General features: G+C 64.0%; 16 protein-coding genes. 10 read left to right on the forward strand and 6 right to left on the reverse strand.

Features of this window, described 5'->3' with window-relative positions; translation table 11 throughout:
- Positions 1-371 precede the first annotated feature (371 nt).
- The gene (locus GE073_RS04750) at positions 372-2186 is read right to left on the reverse strand and encodes a C40 family peptidase (RefSeq protein WP_153782882.1); all 1815 of its coding nucleotides are present in this window, start codon (positions 2184-2186) and stop codon (positions 372-374) included.
- Positions 2187-2626: 440 nt separating this feature from the next.
- On the opposite strand from GE073_RS04750, the gene GE073_RS04755 reads away from it, so the two are divergent.
- From GE073_RS04755 to GE073_RS04770, 4 genes are read left to right on the forward strand one after another with little or no spacing between them, the layout of a single operon-like run.
- Entirely contained in the window at positions 2627-3805 is a 1179-nt protein-coding gene (locus GE073_RS04755; protein ID WP_101808589.1) for an ABC transporter ATP-binding protein, read from the forward strand.
- The gene (locus GE073_RS04760; RefSeq protein ID WP_101808590.1) at positions 3805-4608 is read left to right on the forward strand and encodes an ABC transporter permease; all 804 of its coding nucleotides are present in this window, start codon (positions 3805-3807) and stop codon (positions 4606-4608) included. The genes GE073_RS04755 and GE073_RS04760 overlap by 1 nt, the downstream gene beginning before the upstream one ends.
- A complete protein-coding gene (locus tag GE073_RS04765; protein ID WP_153782883.1) occupies positions 4605-5453 on the forward strand; it encodes an ABC transporter permease in 849 nt (282 codons plus the stop codon). Before GE073_RS04760 ends, GE073_RS04765 begins: the two co-directional genes overlap by 4 nt.
- Positions 5450-6526 (forward strand): ABC transporter substrate-binding protein, encoded by a 1077-nt coding sequence (locus GE073_RS04770; protein ID WP_101808592.1) that lies wholly within the window; start codon positions 5450-5452, stop codon positions 6524-6526. The genes GE073_RS04765 and GE073_RS04770 overlap by 4 nt, the downstream gene beginning before the upstream one ends.
- A gap of 184 nt (positions 6527-6710) precedes the next feature.
- Here the strand turns inward: GE073_RS04770 and GE073_RS04775 are convergent, their stop codons facing one another.
- Together GE073_RS04775 and GE073_RS04780 are read right to left on the reverse strand one after the other, a co-directional pair.
- Positions 6711-7430 (reverse strand): GH12 family glycosyl hydrolase domain-containing protein, encoded by a 720-nt coding sequence (locus GE073_RS04775; RefSeq protein ID WP_153782884.1) that lies wholly within the window; start codon positions 7428-7430, stop codon positions 6711-6713.
- Positions 7431-7767: 337 nt separating this feature from the next.
- A complete protein-coding gene (locus GE073_RS04780) occupies positions 7768-8343 on the reverse strand; it encodes a GbsR/MarR family transcriptional regulator (protein WP_028598078.1) in 576 nt (191 codons plus the stop codon).
- Between the two features lie 248 nt (positions 8344-8591).
- Between GE073_RS04780 and GE073_RS04785 the strand changes: the two genes are divergently transcribed.
- From GE073_RS04785 to GE073_RS04795, 3 genes are read left to right on the forward strand one after another with little or no spacing between them, the layout of a single operon-like run.
- Complete coding sequence (locus GE073_RS04785; protein WP_101808594.1) at positions 8592-9812, forward strand: quaternary amine ABC transporter ATP-binding protein; 1221 nt, start codon at positions 8592-8594, stop codon at positions 9810-9812.
- Positions 9787-10632, forward strand: coding sequence for an ABC transporter permease (locus tag GE073_RS04790; RefSeq protein ID WP_028598076.1), 846 nt, complete (start codon positions 9787-9789; stop codon positions 10630-10632). The genes GE073_RS04785 and GE073_RS04790 overlap by 26 nt, the downstream gene beginning before the upstream one ends.
- 18 nt (positions 10633-10650) lie before the next feature.
- Entirely contained in the window at positions 10651-11562 is a 912-nt protein-coding gene (locus tag GE073_RS04795) for a glycine betaine ABC transporter substrate-binding protein (RefSeq protein ID WP_153784659.1), read from the forward strand.
- A gap of 88 nt (positions 11563-11650) precedes the next feature.
- Here the strand turns inward: GE073_RS04795 and GE073_RS04800 are convergent, their stop codons facing one another.
- Positions 11651-12547: a LysR family transcriptional regulator gene (locus GE073_RS04800; protein WP_101808595.1), complete on the reverse strand. Its 897-nt coding sequence runs from the start codon at positions 12545-12547 to the stop codon at positions 11651-11653.
- A gap of 130 nt (positions 12548-12677) precedes the next feature.
- Here GE073_RS04800 and GE073_RS04805 point away from each other — a divergent pair, with 130 nt between their 5' ends.
- On the forward strand, positions 12678-13763 hold the full coding sequence (locus GE073_RS04805) for a polysaccharide deacetylase family protein (protein WP_153782885.1): 1086 nt from the start codon (positions 12678-12680) through the stop codon (positions 13761-13763).
- A complete protein-coding gene (locus tag GE073_RS04810) occupies positions 13760-15013 on the forward strand; it encodes a YbfB/YjiJ family MFS transporter (protein WP_228551272.1) in 1254 nt (417 codons plus the stop codon). The genes GE073_RS04805 and GE073_RS04810 overlap by 4 nt, the downstream gene beginning before the upstream one ends.
- A gap of 40 nt (positions 15014-15053) precedes the next feature.
- Here the strand turns inward: GE073_RS04810 and GE073_RS04815 are convergent, their stop codons facing one another.
- Positions 15054-15752, reverse strand: a complete 699-nt coding sequence (locus GE073_RS04815; RefSeq protein ID WP_153782886.1) for a hypothetical protein — start codon at positions 15750-15752, stop codon at positions 15054-15056.
- Positions 15753-15903: 151 nt separating this feature from the next.
- Between GE073_RS04815 and GE073_RS04820 the strand changes: the two genes are divergently transcribed.
- Positions 15904-17259, forward strand: a complete 1356-nt coding sequence (locus GE073_RS04820) for an outer membrane protein assembly factor BamB family protein (protein WP_153782887.1) — start codon at positions 15904-15906, stop codon at positions 17257-17259.
- A gap of 83 nt (positions 17260-17342) precedes the next feature.
- Here the strand turns inward: GE073_RS04820 and GE073_RS04825 are convergent, their stop codons facing one another.
- The gene (locus GE073_RS04825; protein WP_153782888.1) at positions 17343-18491 is read right to left on the reverse strand and encodes a copper amine oxidase N-terminal domain-containing protein; all 1149 of its coding nucleotides are present in this window, start codon (positions 18489-18491) and stop codon (positions 17343-17345) included.

Consider the following 18491-nt stretch of genomic DNA (forward strand, 5'->3'; position numbering starts at 1 on the left):
GCATAAATGTGCCTTGGATTCGGTGCAACCGTGGAAACCGGGCGAACCAAGGCATAAATGTGCCTTGGATTCGGCGCAACCGTGGAATCCGGGCAAGCCATCGACTGCATGCCGACGAAACAAGGGAAAATGAAAAAACGAGCCGAGCCGGAGCCTCGCTCCGCTGCGTCTCGTTCGTCTATCAAGGCATCGGCAGCCGTCGTTTCGCCAAGGAGCCGACGGCAGCCAGCTGAGGCAGTTGCCGCTCGGGCTGCCAAGGCGTCGGCAGCCGTCGCTTCGCCAGGGAGCCGCCGGCCGCCAGCTGCGCCAGTTGCCGCTCGGGCTCCCAAGGCATCAGCTACCGTCGCTTCGCCGGCGAGCCGGCGAAGCCGCTACCAGGTGCGCGGACCGATCAGGTCGGCGAAGGTGGTCGTTTTCGGATACGACTTGGAGAGGCCGACGCCGCTGCGGTATTGGGCGCGCACGGAGACCAGCTCCGGCTTGGCGTAGAAGAAGAGGATCTTCTCGTCGCGGCGATCGGCGGGCTTGGCCGGCTTGTCGTAGAGCAGGAACGCGGCCCAGGCGTCGGCGATGTCCTCCTGCGCCTGATAGGCGCTCGCGTCGCGGAAGAACAGCTTCGTATAGAGCGTCGTCATCGGCTTGCCGGCGCGCGCCGCGGAGGCGACCTCGGCCGGCCAGAACTTGCCGTAGTAGGCCGTCAGGAGCGAGTCCTTGCGAGCATAGAGCCACTGGCTGCTGCCGGCGGCGGGACCGGCGAAGGCGCCCCCGACCAGGCCGCCCGCGCCGCCGAGCGCGGACGAGGCGCCGCCGAGATGATCGAGCTGCGAGCCGGCGGGACCTTGCTGCGTGACGAGCTTGCCGAGCTCGCGCGCGAGCGACCAGCGCGTCTTCTGCACCGCTCCCGGCGTCAGATCCGACGGGTCGAGCACGAGCCGCACGCTTCCTTTGGCAAGCGTCTCCACCCGGGACAGGCCGCCGCGATGGACGTCCAGCCGCAGCTCCTTGACGAGAGCGAGATACGCCTTCGGATACGCGGCCTGCACCTGCTTCCACAGCTGCTCCGCGGCGGCGCGCTGGGAAAGCGTGACGGAGTAGCCGCTCTCGTTCTTCAGCTTCAGCTCTCCGTTGGCCGCGACCGTGTACAGGCCGGCGGGGATGGAGGAGCCGTACAGCTCGCTGCCCTTGATGCCGATCCGGCTCCGCGCGTCGGCAGGGAGCGCTTCGACCTCGTCGATGATCTCCTCATGCGCGGCGAGCATCGCCGGGTACAGGCCTTGCTCGTACTGCTGGAAGGCGAGCTCGGCCTTGTCCGCCAGCCGGTTGTAGGCGGAGGCGTCCAGCACGGGCTTGGCCTTGTCCAGGAACCGGGATACGGAGGCGAAATAGGCGTTCTCCCGCATCGCGGCGCGCGTCTGATCGGGGCCGGCCAGCCCGTTGCTGGAGCCGCTGCCAGCGCCCGTCCCAGATCCTGTGCCTGCGCCGGAGCCTGTGCCCGTCCCAGATCCTGTGCCAGCGCCCGAGCCGCTGCCAGCGCCCGTCCCTGTGCCGACGCCCGAGCCTGCGCTCGTGCCCGACCCGCCTCCGGCGGATGGCGCCTTCTCCGTCATGCGGCGTGCGCCGGCATACCGCTCCTGCCAGTAGGCGGAGGCGAGCGACGAGCGCTTGACGCCGTCGACGGTGGCGGAGACGAATTCCTTGTTGCCGATGTAGATGCCGGCGAAGGAGACGGCCGCGCCGCTGCGGAAAAAGACGGCGTCCCCGGGCAGCAGCAGGCTTTGCCCGCCTACCGGCGCGCCGTTCTCGAACTGCGCGGCGACCGTGCGGGGCAGCTGGACCTCGGCGGCGGAGAAGCGATAGATGTACTGCAGGAAGCCGGAAGCGTCGAAGCCGGCGGGCGAAGCGCCGCCGTACTGATAGGGGGTGCCGACGTAGTCGAGCGCATAGTCGGCGATCGCGCCGCCGAGCGCCTGAGGGGTTCCCCGCTCCGAGAAAGGCGCGTCGGCTTCGGCGGACAGGGAAGAGGGCGCGCCTGCGCCGGCCATGCCGGCGAGCACTCGAGCGGAGGCGGCATCGGCGTAAGGGGAGCCGGATGGGGATGGGAGGCTGGCTCCGGCGGGGGCTGCGGCTCCCGCTCCTGCCGCTGCGATCAGGGCAAAGGCGGTGCCGGTCTGGATCAAACGTCGCATGAACTCACTCCTGGTCTCGTCATGATGTAAGGGGGCCTAAAGGGCCGGATCAACCTGAATTATAACAGGATGTCGAATTCTGTTAATCGGACTTGCGTCACGATAGTTGCGTCATTTCGATTTTCATCTATCCCCTTCGAAAGTCCCTGTCCGCTCTTCTTATCCCGATAGATCGGGGCCGAGAGGGCCGGCGACGGCAAAAAATCAAACGCCGGACGGTCCGGGCTGGGCCTTGCGGCCTGCGGCGTAAGGCTCCGGTCGGCTCCGGCGTAAGGCTCCGGTCGGCCCCGGCGTCCCGCCGGAGGAGCCGCATCTGGCGGAAAAACGTCCCAGAGCGCGCCGTTTGGGGTATAATGGGGGCATGATCAAGCCTGTCCCGCAGCGGCTCGCAAAGCCGGGCGGACAGACGCACAGGCGCTGAACAGGAGGGAAGCTGCGGCATGGAGCAGGTACCGGTCATTTCGTTCCGGGGAGTAACCAAGCAATACGAGGACGGCGTTCCCGTGCTGAACGACGTATCCTTCGACATCGAGAGGGGCAAGTTCTACACCCTGCTCGGCCCGTCGGGCTGCGGCAAGACGACGATCCTCCGCCTCATCGCGGGCTTTATGGAGCCGACGAGCGGCGAGATCCGCATGGACGGCAAGCTCATCAACGACCTGCCCGCGAACAAGCGGCAGGTCAATACGGTGTTTCAGGACTACGCGCTGTTTCCTCATCTGAACGTGTTCGACAACGTCGCCTTCGGCCTGCGCATCCGCAAGCTCAAGAAGGACGAGATCGAGCGCAAGGTCGAGGAGGCGCTGCGCTTCGTCAACCTGGAGGGCTACGGCAAGCGGGAGATCCGCGAGATGTCCGGCGGCCAGCGCCAGCGCGTGGCGATCGCCCGCGCGATCGTCAACGAGCCGAAGCTGCTGCTGCTCGACGAGCCGCTGTCGGCGCTCGACCTCAAGCTGCGCACGGAGATGCAGTACGAGCTGCGCGAGCTGCAGCGCCGCCTCGGCATCACGTTCATCTTCGTCACGCATGACCAGGAGGAGGCGCTGGCGATGTCGGACGAGATTTTCGTGCTCAACAAAGGCATCATCGAGCAAAGCGGCACGCCGACCGACATCTACGACGAGCCGATCAACCGCTTCGTCGCGGACTTCATCGGCGAGTCCAACATCGTGCCGGGGCGCATGCTCGACGACTACCGCGTCGAGTTCGCCGGCAAGGAGTTCGAATGCGTCGACCGCGGCCTGCGGCGCGGCGAGCCGGTCGAGATCGTCATCCGCCCGGAGGATCTGGAGATGACGGCGGCGGGAGCGGGCAAGCTGGCCGCGACCGTCGACACGCAGCTGTTCCGCGGCGTGCACTACGAGATCATCTGCATGGACGACTCCGGCAACGAGTGGATGGTCCACTCGACCCGCAAGGCGGTCGTCGGCGAGGCGATCGGGCTGGACTTCGACCCGGAGGCGATCCACGTCATGCGCTTCGGCGAGTCGGAGGAGGACTTCGACCGCCGCCTCGAGGGCTATGAGGAAGCGGAGAATGCCGAGGAAGCCGCGCTGCGGCGCGAGCTTGGCGAAGGGCCGCCGATCGTCGAGACCGGCCGCCCGGGAGGGAACAGCTAGTGTCCGTCCGCAGCCGCAACCTTTTCCTCGTGCCGTACACGCTGTGGATCGTGCTGTTCGTCGCGGCGCCGATCGCGCTCATCGCGTACCGCTCGCTGTTCGACGTGGAGGGCGCGCTGACGCTCGACAACTACGCGCGCTTCTTCACCCCGGTGTACCTGCGGATGACGCTCAGCTCGTTCTGGTACGCGCTGCTGATCACGCTGTTCTCGCTGCTCGTCGCCTATCCGGCGGCATGGGCGCTGACGCGCGCCAAGCACAAGCAGCTGTGGCTGCTGCTCATCATCCTGCCGACGTGGATCAACCTGCTGCTCAAGGTGTATGCGTTTCTCGGCATTTTCGGCACGTACGGCTCGGTCAACCAGCTGCTGGAGCTCGTCGGCATCGGCACGCAGCAGATTCTGTTCACCGACTTCAGCTTCGTGTTCGTCTCGGTGTACATCTTCATCCCGTTCATGATCCTGCCGATCTTCAACGCGCTCGAGGAGCTCAATCCGTCGCTCGTGTTCGCCGCGCGCGATCTCGGCGCCTCGGCGTGGACGACGTTCGCCAAGGTCGTGTTCCCGCTGACGATCGACGGGGTGAAGGCCGGCTGCCAGGCCGTGTTCATCCCGGCGCTGTCGCTGTTCATGATTACGCGCCTCGTCGCCGGCAACCGCGTCATCACGCTCGGCACGGCGATCGAGCAGCATTTCCTCGTCACCCAGGACTGGGGCATGGGCTCGACGATCGCGGTGTTCCTCATCCTCGTCATGGTGGCGATCATGTTCGCGGCCGGACAGCGCAAGGGGGTGATCCGATGAGCGAGAGCAGGCGCTGGCGCTGGTCCAACCTGTATCTGATCGCGGTGTTCGCGATCATGTACGCGCCGATCTTCTATCTGATGGCCTATTCGTTCAACAGCGGCGGCACGATGCACGGCTACGACGGCTTCACGCTCGACTGGTACCGCGAGGTGTTCGCCGATACGCGGCTGCTCATCATCGTGCTGAACACGCTCGTCATCGCCCTGCTGTCCGGGCTGCTGTCGACCGTGCTCGGCGTGTTCGGCGCGCTGGCGATCCACGAGGCGCGCCGCCGCCGGACGAAAAACACTTTGCTCAGCTTCAACAACGTGCTGATCGTCAGCCCCGACGTCATCATCGGCGCGTCGTTCCTGATCCTGTTCACGATGATCGGCATCCGCCTCGGCTTCGTGTCGGTGCTGCTCGCGCATATCGCCTTCAGCGTGCCGATCGTCGTGCTGATGGTGCTGCCCAAGCTGCAGGAGATGAGCCCGACGCTCATCGACGCGGCGCGCGATCTCGGCGCGAGCCGCTGGCAGGTGCTGACCGGCGTCGTGCTGCCGTTCATCAAGCCCGGCATCTTCGCCGGCTTCTTCATGGCGCTGACGTATTCGCTCGACGACTTCGCCGTCACGTTTTTCGTGACGGGCAACGGCTTCTCCACGCTGTCGGTGGAGATCTACTCGCGGGCGCGGCAGGGCATCTCGCTGTCGATCAACGCCTTGTCGACGCTCATCTTCCTGTTCACGATGCTGCTGGTGGCGGGGTACTACTTCCTCACGCGGCGCAGCGGCACGGGCGCGCAGGCGGCGGCCGGCCGCGGCGGCGCGGCGCGTGGAGCGGCCAAGGAGGGAACGCCATGAAAAGCCTGATCCGCTCGTTCGCGGCGATCCTCGTCGTCGCGCTCGGCTGCCTGTATCTCACGTCCTGGCTGAACTCCAGCCAGGGCTACTCGGGCGCCAATACGCTGACCATCTACAACTGGGGCGACTACATCGACCCCGAGCTGCTCGAGGAGTTCCAGAAGGAGACGGGCATCACCGTCATCTACCAGACGTTCGACTCCAACGAGGCGATGATGACCAAGATCCAACAGGGCGGCACGACGTACGACGTGGCGATGCCTTCGGAGTACGCGATCGACAAGATGAAGCAGGAGGGGCTGCTGCTGCCGATCGACCATGCCAAGCTGCCGAACCTGAAGCATATCGACGAGCGCTTCCTCGACCTGCGCTTCGATCCGGGCAACGGCTATTCCGTCCCGTACTTCTGGGGCACGGTCGGCATCGTCTACAATCCGGAGCTCGTGCCGGACGGGCTCGTGTTCGACAGCTGGGACGATCTGTGGGACCCGCGCCTGGGCAACGGACTCATGCTCGTCGACGGCGCGCGCGAGGTGATCGGCTTCGGCCTCAACAGCCTCGGCTACTCGCTCAACGATACGAACGAAGCCCATCTGCAGGAGGCGCTGGCCAAGCTGCAGAAGCTGACGCCCAACGTCAAGGCGATCGTCGGCGACGAGATCAAGATGCTGCTGGCGAACGAGGAAGCTACTGCCGGCGTCGTCTGGTCGGGCGACGCGGCCGAGATCATGGACGAGAACGACAAGCTGGACTACGTGATTCCGAAGGAAGGCTCCAACGTCTGGTTCGACAACATGGTCATCCCGCGCACGGCCCGCAACCTGGACGGCGCGTACCGGTTCATGGACTTCATGCTCGAGCCCGAGCATGCCGCGCGCAACGCGGAGTACGTCGGCTACTCGACGCCGAACAAGGACGCGGTGCCGCTGCTGCCGGAGGAGATCCGCTCCGACGAGCGCTTTTATCCGCCGCCGCAGCTGACGAGCCGGCTCGAGGTGTACGACAACCTCGGCAAGCGCATGCTGTCGCATTACAACGAGCTGTTCCTCGAGTTCAAGATGCATCGCAAATGAACCGCCCGAAGCCGCCGCTCCCCCTTGCCGGGGAAGCGGCATGGAAAAAGGGGCTGTCCGCAAGGCCGATTCGATTCGGCCTCGCGGGACAGCCCCTTTTTTCAGGGATGGAATGGATGACGGCGCACCGGCGGCGGCGCAGAGAGCGGCTCCGCCTGCCGCGCTTATCCGATCCGGCTGCGGCTTACGAGAAGCTGACGGAGTAGCTGTTCGTCGTGAACGTGGCGTTCGGCGCGGAGGTGATCTCATAGCCGAACTGCACGCTGTTTACGATCTCGTTGCCCATCCAGCCCTTGGACTTGCACCAGTTCAGGATGGCGAGCACGTCGACCGTGCCGGAGCTCGTATTGCTCGTGCGGACGAAGGAGAACACGTCATTGGAGCCGTTGCTGCCCTTGTACACGTTCCACGTATGGCCGCCGACGCTCACGTTCGTGAAGTTCGCGACCGGATTGCCGTTTGAATCCCAGGAGCCGGCGATCGGACCGACGGCGCCCTGCTTGTTCATCCACAGCATGATCTCATGCGCGTTGTTGCCGCTCCAGATGTCGTAGGCGGCGACGAAGCTCGAGCCGCTCGAAGGCACGGTGACGTTGAAGGAGCTCTTGAGGCTGGACAGCGCCGCCAGCTGCGTGTTGATCGGCCGAGTGCTGTTCGGGTACGACTTGATGCCGCCCGTGTTCGGATGGTTGGCGGTCACGCCCCATTTGCTGTACGAGTCGGCCCAGATCGTCTGCGTGCCGGCGCCGCTGCCCCAGATGTTGTTGTAGACGGTGTAGCCGCCGTTCGACCAGCTGCCCCATTGGGCCGAGCTTGTCCAGACGGCGGCGAAGGCGGTGGCGGACAGCAGCAGCGAGCCGATCAGCACGCTGAGGAAGGCGGTCAGGCGCGTTGTTTTTTTCATTACGTTCATCTCCTTTGATTTACGATTCGGGTTGGGAGGCCGGGCAAGGCCGGCAGCGGCGGGCTGCGGTCCTCCTTTCGCTTGTGGATTGGCGCTCGGTGCTTCTTATTGGAAGCGCTATCATGAGGGCGCATCTGCATTTTAGCATGAAGGAAGGAATAGGAAATACCCACAAAAATAGACGAAAAATCCCATTTAAATTAGAGGTCGGAAGGCGAAAAAAGGCATGCCGAAAAGCGGGGACGGAAGCTTCCTTCCGTTCCCGCTCTCGTTCGCGCAGGCTCAAGGCTCGGGACGAGCCGCTGCCCGCGCGGGGCTTGTCCGTCCGCGCCATGCCTCAGTCGGAGTCCGGCTCCTTGGGCACATGCTCGTAGATGCCGCCGGATTCCAGCAAGTCGATGACCCGGTCCAGCCACAAGTAATAGGCGATCGCCTGGCCGATCTTGTCGAGATCGCCGGCCACGGCCGCCCGCACCGGCTCGGCTGTCTCCGCGGACGCTCCTTCGGCAAGCTTGACGAGCTCGTTCTGCGAGCGCCGCAGCGCCGTCAGGTTCATCTCCACCGCTTTCCGCCATTTCAAGACGAAAAAGTCCGCGAACGTCTGATGCCAGTCCCGCTCGACCTCGTACAGGTCCTTGCGCGAGCCCTTTTCCCACACCTTGTTGACCATATTCAAATCGACCAGCGTCCGGATGCCCGTGCTCATGCTGGTCTTGCTCATCTCCATCGCCTGTCCCATCTCGTCGAGATTCATCGGCTTGTCCTGGAAAAACATGAGGCCGTACAGCAGCCCGGTCGATTGCGTGATCCCGTACAGATCCATGTTCTTGCCGATGGACTCGATCACCCGCTTGCGGGCTTTGTGGATCGCCTGCTCCTGATCTGGCTCCAGTCCGGCAAATTTGTCGTTCATCTTGTCCGCTCCTTCATCGCCTTCTCGGCTGACAAAATAATTGTATGAGACAAATTCCCCAATGTAAAGCGATGCGATTGGGAGGATCGGTAAGGAAACGGGAGGATATGGGAGATATACTTTGTACAGTAAAAACCGTACATACGAAATATACGGAATTAACGGTTGACGGTTTCGGGTTTCATTCGCTAGACTGGTTCGAGTGAATGCCCGGCCGATGGGGCCGCGGCGCAAGGAGGTGCAGGCATTTGCCCATCATTGAAGTCAAGGACCTGACCAAGGTATTCGGCGAGGATCCGAAACGGATTTCCGCCCTGCTCGGTCAGGGCTGGTCGAAGGACCGCATTTTCAACGAGACGAAACATACGGTAGGGGTCAATCGGGTGTCCTTTTCGGTGGAGCCGGGCGAGATCTTCGTCATCATGGGGCTGTCCGGCAGCGGCAAGTCGACGCTCGTCCGGCTGCTCAACCGGCTGATCGAGCCGACATCGGGCATGATCGAGATCGACGGGCAGGAGATTACGCGGCTCGGGGCGGATCAGCTGAGGACCGTGCGGCAGAAAAAGATCAGCATGGTGTTCCAGAAGTTCGCCCTGTTCCCGCATCGCACGCTGCTCGAGAACGTGGAGTACGGGCTCGAGGTGCAAAAGGTGCCGAAGGCCGAGCGGGAGCCGAAAGCCCGCGAGGCGCTGAAGCTGGTCGGCTTGGAAACGCGGGCGGACAGCTATCCCGACGAGCTGAGCGGCGGCATGCAGCAGCGCGTCGGGCTGGCCCGCGCGCTGGCGAACGATCCCGACATCCTGCTCATGGACGAGGCGTTCAGCGCGCTCGATCCGCTGATCCGCAAGGACATGCAGGATGAGCTGCTCGATCTGCAGGACACGATGAAAAAGACGATCGTCTTCATCACGCATGACCTCGACGAGGCGCTGCGCATCGGCGACCGAATCGCCCTCATGAAGGACGGCGCGATCGTGCAGATCGGCACGCCGGAGGAGATCATGGTCAATCCGGCGAGCGAATACGTCGAGCGCTTCGTCGAGGATGTCGATCTGTCCAAGGTGCTGACGGCGGCGCATGTGATGCGCCGGCCGGAGACGATCGGCATCGACCGCGGCGCGCGGGTCGCGCTGCAGCTCATGCGGGAGAGCGGCATCTCCAATCTGTTCGTCACCGACCGCAGCCGCCGGCTGATCGGCGTGCTGACGGCGGAGGACGCCTCGGAGGCGGCGCGCCGCGGCTTGCCGCTCGAGGACATCGTCATTCGCGATGCGCCGACGGTCGCTCCCGGCGTGCTGCTGAACGAGCTGTTCGAGCTCGTCGGCAGCAGCAAGGTGCCGGTCGCCGTCGTGAACGAGACCGGCCGCATCGTCGGCGTCATCGTGCGCGGAGCGGTGCTCGGCGCGCTGGCCGGACATGTGCCGGGACGGGAGGTGGACGGAGATGCTTCCGAAACTTCCGCTGGATAAATGGGTCGACGCGGCGGTCGACTGGATCGAGAGCAGCCTCGGGTTCGTGCTCGATCCGATCGCGGCCGGCATCGAAGGCGCGGTCGAGGGCATTTCCTACGTGCTGCATCTGCTGCCCGCGCTGGCGATGATCGTGCTGCTGGCCGCTCTCGCCTGGCGGTTCATGCGCTGGAAGATGGCGCTGTTCACGCTCGTCGGACTGTTCCTGATCGACAACCTCGGGTACTGGGACCATACGATGGATACGCTCGCGCTCGTGCTGACGTCGGCGATCGTAAGCATCGTCATCGGCATCCCGATCGGCATCGCCTGCGCCCGCAGCAAGCGGACGCAGCAGATCGTGACGCCGATCCTCGACTTCATGCAGACGATGCCGGCCTTCGTCTATCTGATCCCGGCCGTGACGTTTTTCAACCTGGGCGTCGTGCCCGGCGTCATTGCTTCGGTCATCTTCGCCGTGCCGCCGACGATCCGGCTGACGAACCTCGGCATCCGCCAGGTGCCGGCCGACCTCGTGGAGGCGGCCGACTCGTTCGGCTCGACGCCGGCGCAGAAGCTGGTCAAGGTGCAGCTGCCGCTGGCCGTGCCTTCCATCATGGCGGGCATCAACCAGACGATCATGCTGGCGCTGTCGATGGTCGTCATCGCGTCGCTGATCGGCGCGCAGGGCATCGGAGCGGACGTCTATCGGGCGGTCAGCCAGATCAAGACCGGCAAAGGCTTCGAGGCGGGGCTGGCGATCGTCATTCTGGCGATCTTCCTGGACCGCCTGACGCAGCATCTGGTCAAAGGAAAAAGACAAGCAGACAGGAGAGGGTAAACGTTGAACAAAAAATGGATGAAGACGCTTGGAACCGCCGCGATCGCGACGGCGCTGGTCTTGGCAGGCTGCTCGTCGAACGGCAATGAGGGCGCAAACGCAGGCGGAGAAGCGTCCGGGAGCGGCGGCAGCGGCTCCATCGGCGCGGCGGTAGGCCACAAGATCATCGGCATCGACCCCGGCGCCGGCCTGATGGCCGCGGCGGACCGCGCCGTCACGGACTACGGCCTGACGGACTGGACGCTCGTCGAGGGCTCTTCGGCGGCGATGGCCGTCGCGCTCGACAAGGCGGTCAAGAACGAGGACCCGATCATCGTCACCGGCTGGACGCCGCACTGGATGTTCGCCAAGTACGACCTCAAGTACTTGGACGATCCGAAGAAGTCGTTCGGCGAGGACGAGGAGATCCGCACGGTCGCCCGCCTCGGCCTCAAGGAAGACGCGCCGTCCGCGTATGAATTCCTCGACCGCTTCGAGTGGACCGACGCCGACATGGCGAAGGTGATGGCGGCCGTGCAGGAAGGCGCGGAGCCGGCCGATGCTGCCGCCGCCTGGGCGGAGGACAACGCGGCGATGATCGACGGCTGGGTCGACGGCATCGAGCCGGGCGCCGGCGAGACGATCAAGCTCGCCTATGTCGCCTGGGATTCCGAGATCGCCAGCACGAATGTCGTCGGCTGGGTGCTCGAGCACCGGCTCGGCTACAAGACCGAGCTGATGCAGGTCGAGGCCGGCCCGATGTGGGCAGGCGTAGCCGGCGGCGACGCCGACGCGATGGTCGCGGCCTGGCTGCCGATCACGCACAAGGACTATGCGGAGCAGTACGAGGGCAAGTACGAGGACCTCGGCGCGAACCTCAAGGGAACGAAGCTCGGCCTGGTCGTGCCATCGTACATGGACGTCTCGTCCATCGAGGATCTGGCCGGCTGAGGAGCCTCGCCGGCAGGAAAGCCGTTTCGAGCCATGGAGACATGGCTCGAAACGGTTTTTTTTGCATCCGGGGGCGAGAGCCCGGAGCTTACCCGGCGTTCGGGACGGGCTCTCCGATGCCTCGGACCGCCTCCATCAACGACAGGGCCGCCTTGCCGAGCAAAGGCTTGGTTCGGGAAGCGAGGCCGACCTGCACGACGGGCTCCAGATCGGCCAGCGGCCGGATGGACAAGGAGCCGTCCTGCTCCAGCCCGCTGTACATCGGGACGATGCCGATGCCGAAGCCGGCCTTGACCATTCGCTGGATGACGTAGAAGCTTCCGACCTCCCGGCAGGCGATCCGGTCGCGTCCCGTCGGACCGATCGCCTTGTCCCAGAGCTCCCGATAGATGCAGGTCGGCTCCTTGACGAGCACGGCATGGCCCGCCAGATCGCGGGCCTCGATGCGGTCTCGGCCGGCCAGCGGATGGCTCTTGCGCAGCATGACCCCCAGCCGCTCCTCGATCAGCGGCTCGAACTCCAGCAGGAGCGCGGCCGGCGGGGCCGAGCAGATGCCGAAGTCCAGCTCGCCGTCCCGAACCCGCTCCGCGATCGACCGGCTGCCGCTTACTTCCATCGACACGTCCACGTCCGGCCGCTTCATGCAAAAATCCGCGACGACGGCCGCGAGCTGCTGGCTGGCGACCGGCTCGATCGCGGCGAAGCGCACCGAGCCGCTCTCACCCGCCGCAATATCCGATACGGTCTGCCTCATCGTCCCGATCGACTTCAGCAGCGCCGCGGCCTCCTGCTGCAGCCAGCGGCCGGCCTCGGTCACGATCATGCGCTTGCCGTCGCGCAGGAACAAGGAAGCGCCGAGATCGGCCTCGAGGCGCTGGATCTGCAAGGTGACCGTAGAGGGGGCGTACTGGAGCTCCTCGGCGGCTTTCAGGAAATGTCCGAGACGCGCGCAGGCCTCGAAGGTTTTTAAGGCACGAAGATCCATGGCTCCCTCCTTTGTTTGCGTTTATCGAATGAATAGTTCATATTATTCAATTTTACAAAACATTCCTCGCCTTTTACAATAGGGCCGACGGCATCCGCATGGAAGCGATGCCTCCAAAGGGGGATGCACCATGACAGCGGCAACAATAACTCGCGGCAATCCGGAGGCGGCTCTATGCGCCTTTACGTTCGATGACGGTCCGATGCGGATCTCGATCGACGCCTGGCTCGAGGCGCTCGAGCAGGGGGGCGCGCGAGGGACGTTTTTCCTGACGGGCGAGTGGTTCGACCGCCATCCGCAGAAGGCAAGGGAGCTGCTGGCCAGAGGCCATGAGCTCGCCATGCATACGTACCATCACCGCCGGATGGCGGAGGTGAGCCGGGACGTCTTTTTCGAGGAGCTGCAGCTGGCCGAGCTCGCTTATCAGGAAGCGACGGGCCGGCCGGCTCCGGCGATCTTGCGGTTTCCTTACGCCTCTTATCGGGAAGAGAACCTGGAATGGCTGCGGGAGTGGGATTACCTGCTCGTCGAAGGGGAGGATACGGTCGACTGGTCGGGACCGCCGAGCGCCCAGCTCGTGGAGCGGGCGATTCCGGCGCTGATCCCGGGGGCGATCCTCGTGTTCCATGCCAACGAAAACGCAAAAGAGACGCCGCAGGCGGTCCGCTCGCTCGTCCGCCATGCCCAAGCCGAAGGCCTGGCCTCCGTTCCCGTCTCCGAGCTGCTGCATGCGGACGGCATCCCGATCCGCGAGCGCGCCTGGCAGGTCCGCTTCAAGGCGGCTCCTTCGAGCGCGTTCCTGGGCGAGCAGTGGAGACGTGTGGAGGAGGGCGAGGAGCTGCGCAGGCTGGCCGCCGATTCGCTGGAATGGGGGAATCCGAAAGCTCCGACGGGAGCCGGCGCTTACGGGAAATGGCTGGAGATGCTCTCCGCCGCCGTCCAAGCGGAGGGGGAGACGCGGTTCGCCGCCCGCAGCTTCGCCGGCCAGCATTGGGCGTACGCGCGTGCTTCGGTCAAGGGCGGCACGCTGGTGCTGGAGGACTTCGCGACGAAGGAAGCGCATGCCGATGCCTTGGTCTATGTGCTGCAATGGGCGGCTCATGAGGCATCCGCCGCGGGCTGCGGATGGATCTCGACCGCGCTGGACATGCGCCGCATCCGCAAGCTTTGCGAGCAGATGGGCATCGAAGCGGAGATCGTCCGGTTGAACGGATGACGGCTGCGGCGGAGCAGGGGGCCGTCCTGGAGATGCGCTCCGCGTTCAATCCGCTCACGCTCTGGGCGTCGCTGCTGTTTGCCGTCATCCTCGGCTTTTCCCGGCTGTCCTACGGCATGCTCCTGCCGGGCATCCAGAGGGCGATCGGAGGAAGCTACGGCCAGCTGGGGACGCTGGGCACCGTCAACTTCATCGGGTATTTGGCCGGAACCTTGAGCCTCCCTCTGCTGATCGCGCGGTTCCCCGGCCGCAGGGCGGCGATGAACCGTGCCTCCTGCCTGCTGCTCGGGCTGACGCTGATCGGCTCGGCGTTCAGCGGGCGCCTCGTGCAGCTCGGGCTGTGGCGGCTGGCGATCGGCTGGCTGTCGGCGTTCGCGACCGTGCTGGTGCTGTCGATCGCGCTGGATGCCGTCCGGCCGGAGGAAAGAGGGACGGCATCGGGCCTCATCTGGCTCGGCGGCTCCGCCGGCATTCTGCTGACGGGATTTCTCGCCCCCTTCGCCATCGATCCTTCGCGCTTGCAAGGGTGGAGGCAAGCCTGGGCGCTCATGGGCGCATTCGGCATCGTGGCCGCCTGCGGATTCGAGCTTGCCGCGAGGAAAGCCGCAGCCCATCCTGCAGGCTCCCGGCCGGAGCCGCAGCAGCACGATGCGAGGGAGAAGGCATATCGCCTCCTGCTCAGCCCGAAGAAGCATCTGCTGCTGGTCGCTTCGTATTTCTTTTTCGGCTGGGGCTACATCATCTACTTCACGTATCTGATTCCCTATGTGACGAGCAAAGGCGTTCCGACCCTCTATGCCGGGCTGATCTGGTCGGGAATCGGCTTCGCCGGCTTGTTCAACGGATGGATCGGAGGCAAAGCGATCGACCGGTGGCCGAGCGGGCATACGCTTGCGATCGGATTGGCGCTAGGGACGCTCGGCGCGGGCGGGGCGATTTTCGACGAGATGTGGGTCACCGTGATGGGAGCGGCAGGGGTCGGGCTCGTGTCGTTCATTACGCCGCCGCTCATGACGACGGCGCTGCTTCGCCGGCAAGTTCCGCCCCATGCGTATGCGGCCTGCCTGAGCCTGGCGACGGCTTTTTTCGCCTCGGGACAGATCATCGGCCCGATCGTCGGCGGCGCGGCGGTCGAACGGTACGGGCTGCAGGCCGGGGTCGCGTCCAGCGCGATCTTCATGGCGATCGCAGCGGCGCTGGCGGCTTGGTACGGGCGGCAGCAGCGGCGGGAGCGGGCGGAGCAGGCGTGACGGTCAGCGGGGAGGCGGCGAGGCGAGATCGGAGTGCCGGTCAGCGGCGAGGCGGCGAGGCGAGATCGGAGTGCCGGATCTCACGGAACCAGAGCTCGGGGAGGTCCATCGGCTCCGCTCGGCCATGGGCGTAGAAGAGGCGGACCGAGCCGGGATCGACGGATTCCGGCAGGCGGAAGGAGACGATCTCCGGCCGTGCCGGATCGACGGGAATCAGGTAGGCTGGAGCCGCAGGCGGATCGGGCAAGGAACGACCCCACGCGACGAATTCGCTGCGCAGCCGGCGAGTCTCCATGCTCTCCGATTGGAGAGCGGGAGAGGCATCGGCTGGAGTCGTGCCGTACGGGAGCACGAGCAGGACCGCATCGCGGCCGAGATCGGAGCCTTCGGGCTCGCGCTGCCAGACCGGCTGAATCTCGTAGAGGCCACGATCGACGGACAGCCGGAAGGCGATGTCGCCCGGCTGAGAGCGCGGGCCATCCACGCTGCCGAGCAGGCTGAAGCCGATCGAGGCGAGGCCGAGCGCCAGCACGAGCAGCATGCCGAGCAGGATCGGTCCTGCGCACCGAAGCATGCGGAGGAAGCCGTGATCGGCGGGGTCCGGGAGGGGGGCTGGAGCGGCGGCCGCGCCGCCGGGCTTGCGCCGCGTCGCCGCGAGCAGCCAGCCGAGAATGGACAGCAGCACGAGGCAGGCGGCTGCAAGGGCGACCGAGCCGGTCGACAGCAAGAGCGAATTCATTTGCGATCAGGCTCCTTCCACGACGCGCAACCTTTTGCCGGATGGCTCGTCTAGATATGGGTGCAACTGGAAATGGGAGTCGCCCTATTAGACCGATCAGGCCGTTCGAAAGGCTTCTTCTTCGGCCGGTCGTGGAGAGGAGTCATTTTAAATGATTGATTTTCGCAGGAAGAAAATGGCCTCGAAAGCTTTTCGTCGAGCCGGCTGCGCCATCCTCGGCGCCGCGCTGCTGCTCGTCCCTGTCCTGTCTGCTGCGCCGGTGCGAGCGGAAATGCCGTCGCTGTCGGTTCCGGGCTATGCCCCGGCGGAGCGGACCGCTCCATTGGCGAAGCCCCTATGGACTGCTTCCATCGATGTACCGGGAGCGAACGGCTTTTTCTATGAAGGCAACGCGGCGGCAGAGAACGGCATCGTGTACGCGATCTCCGGCTCGAAGCTCGTCGCCCGCAGCGCGGCTGACGGCAAGGTGCTTTTCTCTTACGGAAAGGACCTGAGGCCTTTCGTCAAGCTGGCCGCGGATCTGGCGGTCGTCGTCCATAAGGACGGCCGCATCGCGGCGCTGTCGGCTGCCACCGGCAAGAGGAAATGGATCTCCCAGGCCGGCATGCAGGCGGACGGCCGAACTCCGTTCATCGGAAAGGACCGCATCTATGCGCTCAACGACGATGGCCTGACCGCGCTGCGCGCCTCCGACGGGAAGCGGTTGTGGGCGGACGTCAAGGAGCCGATGGGCATGGGGCCGTACAGCTTGTCCGAGCATGACGGAGTGCTGCTTTTGACGTATGTCGTATCCGGAGCGATCACCTCGACCCAGCTCAATGCGGTCGACGCGGCGACGGGCAAGCTGCTGTGGACGGCGAACCGAACAGGCGCGCCTCTGCTCGTCCGGGACGGGCTCGTTTATACGGTGAAAGAGATGTGGATGCTCGCGGACATGGATCGTACGCCCGAGCGGCAGATTGAGATGCCGGTGCTGAGCCTGAGGAGCGGAGCCGTCAAGGGAACCCGCCTCTACGACTATGAAGTGGAAGGCTCGCCGCCTTATCCGATCCGCAGCCCGATCCTGGCGCTGGATAAAAACGACCTGTACGTGGACGGGGGCGGCGCGAAGCTGTTCAAGTTTGATTTCAAGTCTTATGCGGCAGGCGCCAAACCCGTCGAGACCTACTTCAAGCGGAATGAGCGGATGCAGCTGGCCGGACCGCCGCAGGGAGGGCGCATTTTGCTGGTCAGCCAGGACAACGGCGGCTTGTATGGAATCAAGACGGCCAACGGCCATCCGGTGACGTGGCTGGCCGACAACCCGGTCGTGCGCAGCGAGATTTACGGGAACCGCATCTTCAGCGCGCAGTCGGACGGGTATCTGTACGGCTTCGACCTGCAGACGACGGAGCCGCTGCTCAAGGTGGCGACAGGCTCGCGCGAGTACGGGCCGACGCTCAAGACAGGCGATGTGCTGATCGTGCAGACGAAGGGCAGGCTTATGGCTGTGAAGCTGCCTCGCTAGCGCAGGGAGCATGCCGAACATCCGCATTGAAGCAAAGGTCCGTTGAAACTCTTCTCAAGGAGAGCTTCGACGGGCCGTTGCTTTTATCGCGTCATACGCTCGTGGCGATGCCCCTTCAGATCGAGCTGATAAAACCCGAACGTTTTTTTCCTTTCTTCCGAGCTTAGATTCCCGGAGCGTTGATAGCCGAAGGTAGAGATGCCGTCATCCGTGATCGGCCATTCATAGGCTTTGCCCAACGTGTCAAAGCCGTAATAATAGCCGGGCTCCCCCAAAAAGTCCGCCGCCCATTTCCCGTCGTGGAACGTTGCCGCTTTCAGATTGGTCGTTTCATGGGCATTGAGCAAGCCGCGCTCATAGCTTGTCAAAAAGTAGACATCGTCCCGATACGTTTTCACTGCCTTGATCGGGGCTTTTTCAACCGCTACCCGGGTGATCGTTTCTCCATCCACACGATATAAAATAAATTCCTGAGTCGTGCCGAAGGCATAATTCAAATAAAAATGGCCTATGTCGGTATTGAACCAGATGTCCCCGAGCCGAACCTCGTTTTTCACCGGAACATAGTCATGATAGACAAAAGGATGGAAAGAGTAAAAATTAGTGCTGATGAACAATTGGCCGTTTTCTTTGATGAAGCTCGTAAAGCGGTCGCTGTAAACCATGGCTTTTCCTTGGTAAAGCAATTGACAGACGAGCATGAGGCTGGAGTTTTCGATCGCCGCGGCATCAGCATCCCGGATGACGATCAAGCTGTAGGGCTGGAAGGTTGTCTTTTTCAAATAGACGACTTTTTTATCAAGCGCCTCGCCGATCTGCCTCAAGGGAATATAGGTGGATTGGTTGTACCGGATTGCTGCTGCATCCATCTCGTGCACGCGGCCATCTATTGAAATCGTCTTTTTTCCAGCTTGAAGGAGAATCGACTTGCCGGCGTATTGGATCGTGATGGATTGGTCTTTCGGATGGAAAGCAACCTTAGCGCCCAATCCTTCCGACACAAAGCGAAGGGGGACCAATGTCCTTCCCTCTCTGACGATCGGCTGGACGCCGGAGACATCGTGCCCGTTGATGAACGCCAAGGAGCTTTCGGGAGAAAGGATCAAGCTGCCTTTTAAGTCCGTTTCCGTTACGTCTTCATAAATGTCATAAAGCGGGCTTGCGTAGGCCGGGCAGCTGAACGCCAGGAGCAAGGTTGAAGCGAACAGCAGGACAATCATTTTTGCTTTCAT

Source organism: Paenibacillus sp. B01, from assembly GCF_009649995.1.
In the GTDB taxonomy this organism is placed as follows: Bacteria; Bacillota; Bacilli; order Paenibacillales; family Paenibacillaceae; genus Paenibacillus_O; species Paenibacillus_O pasadenensis.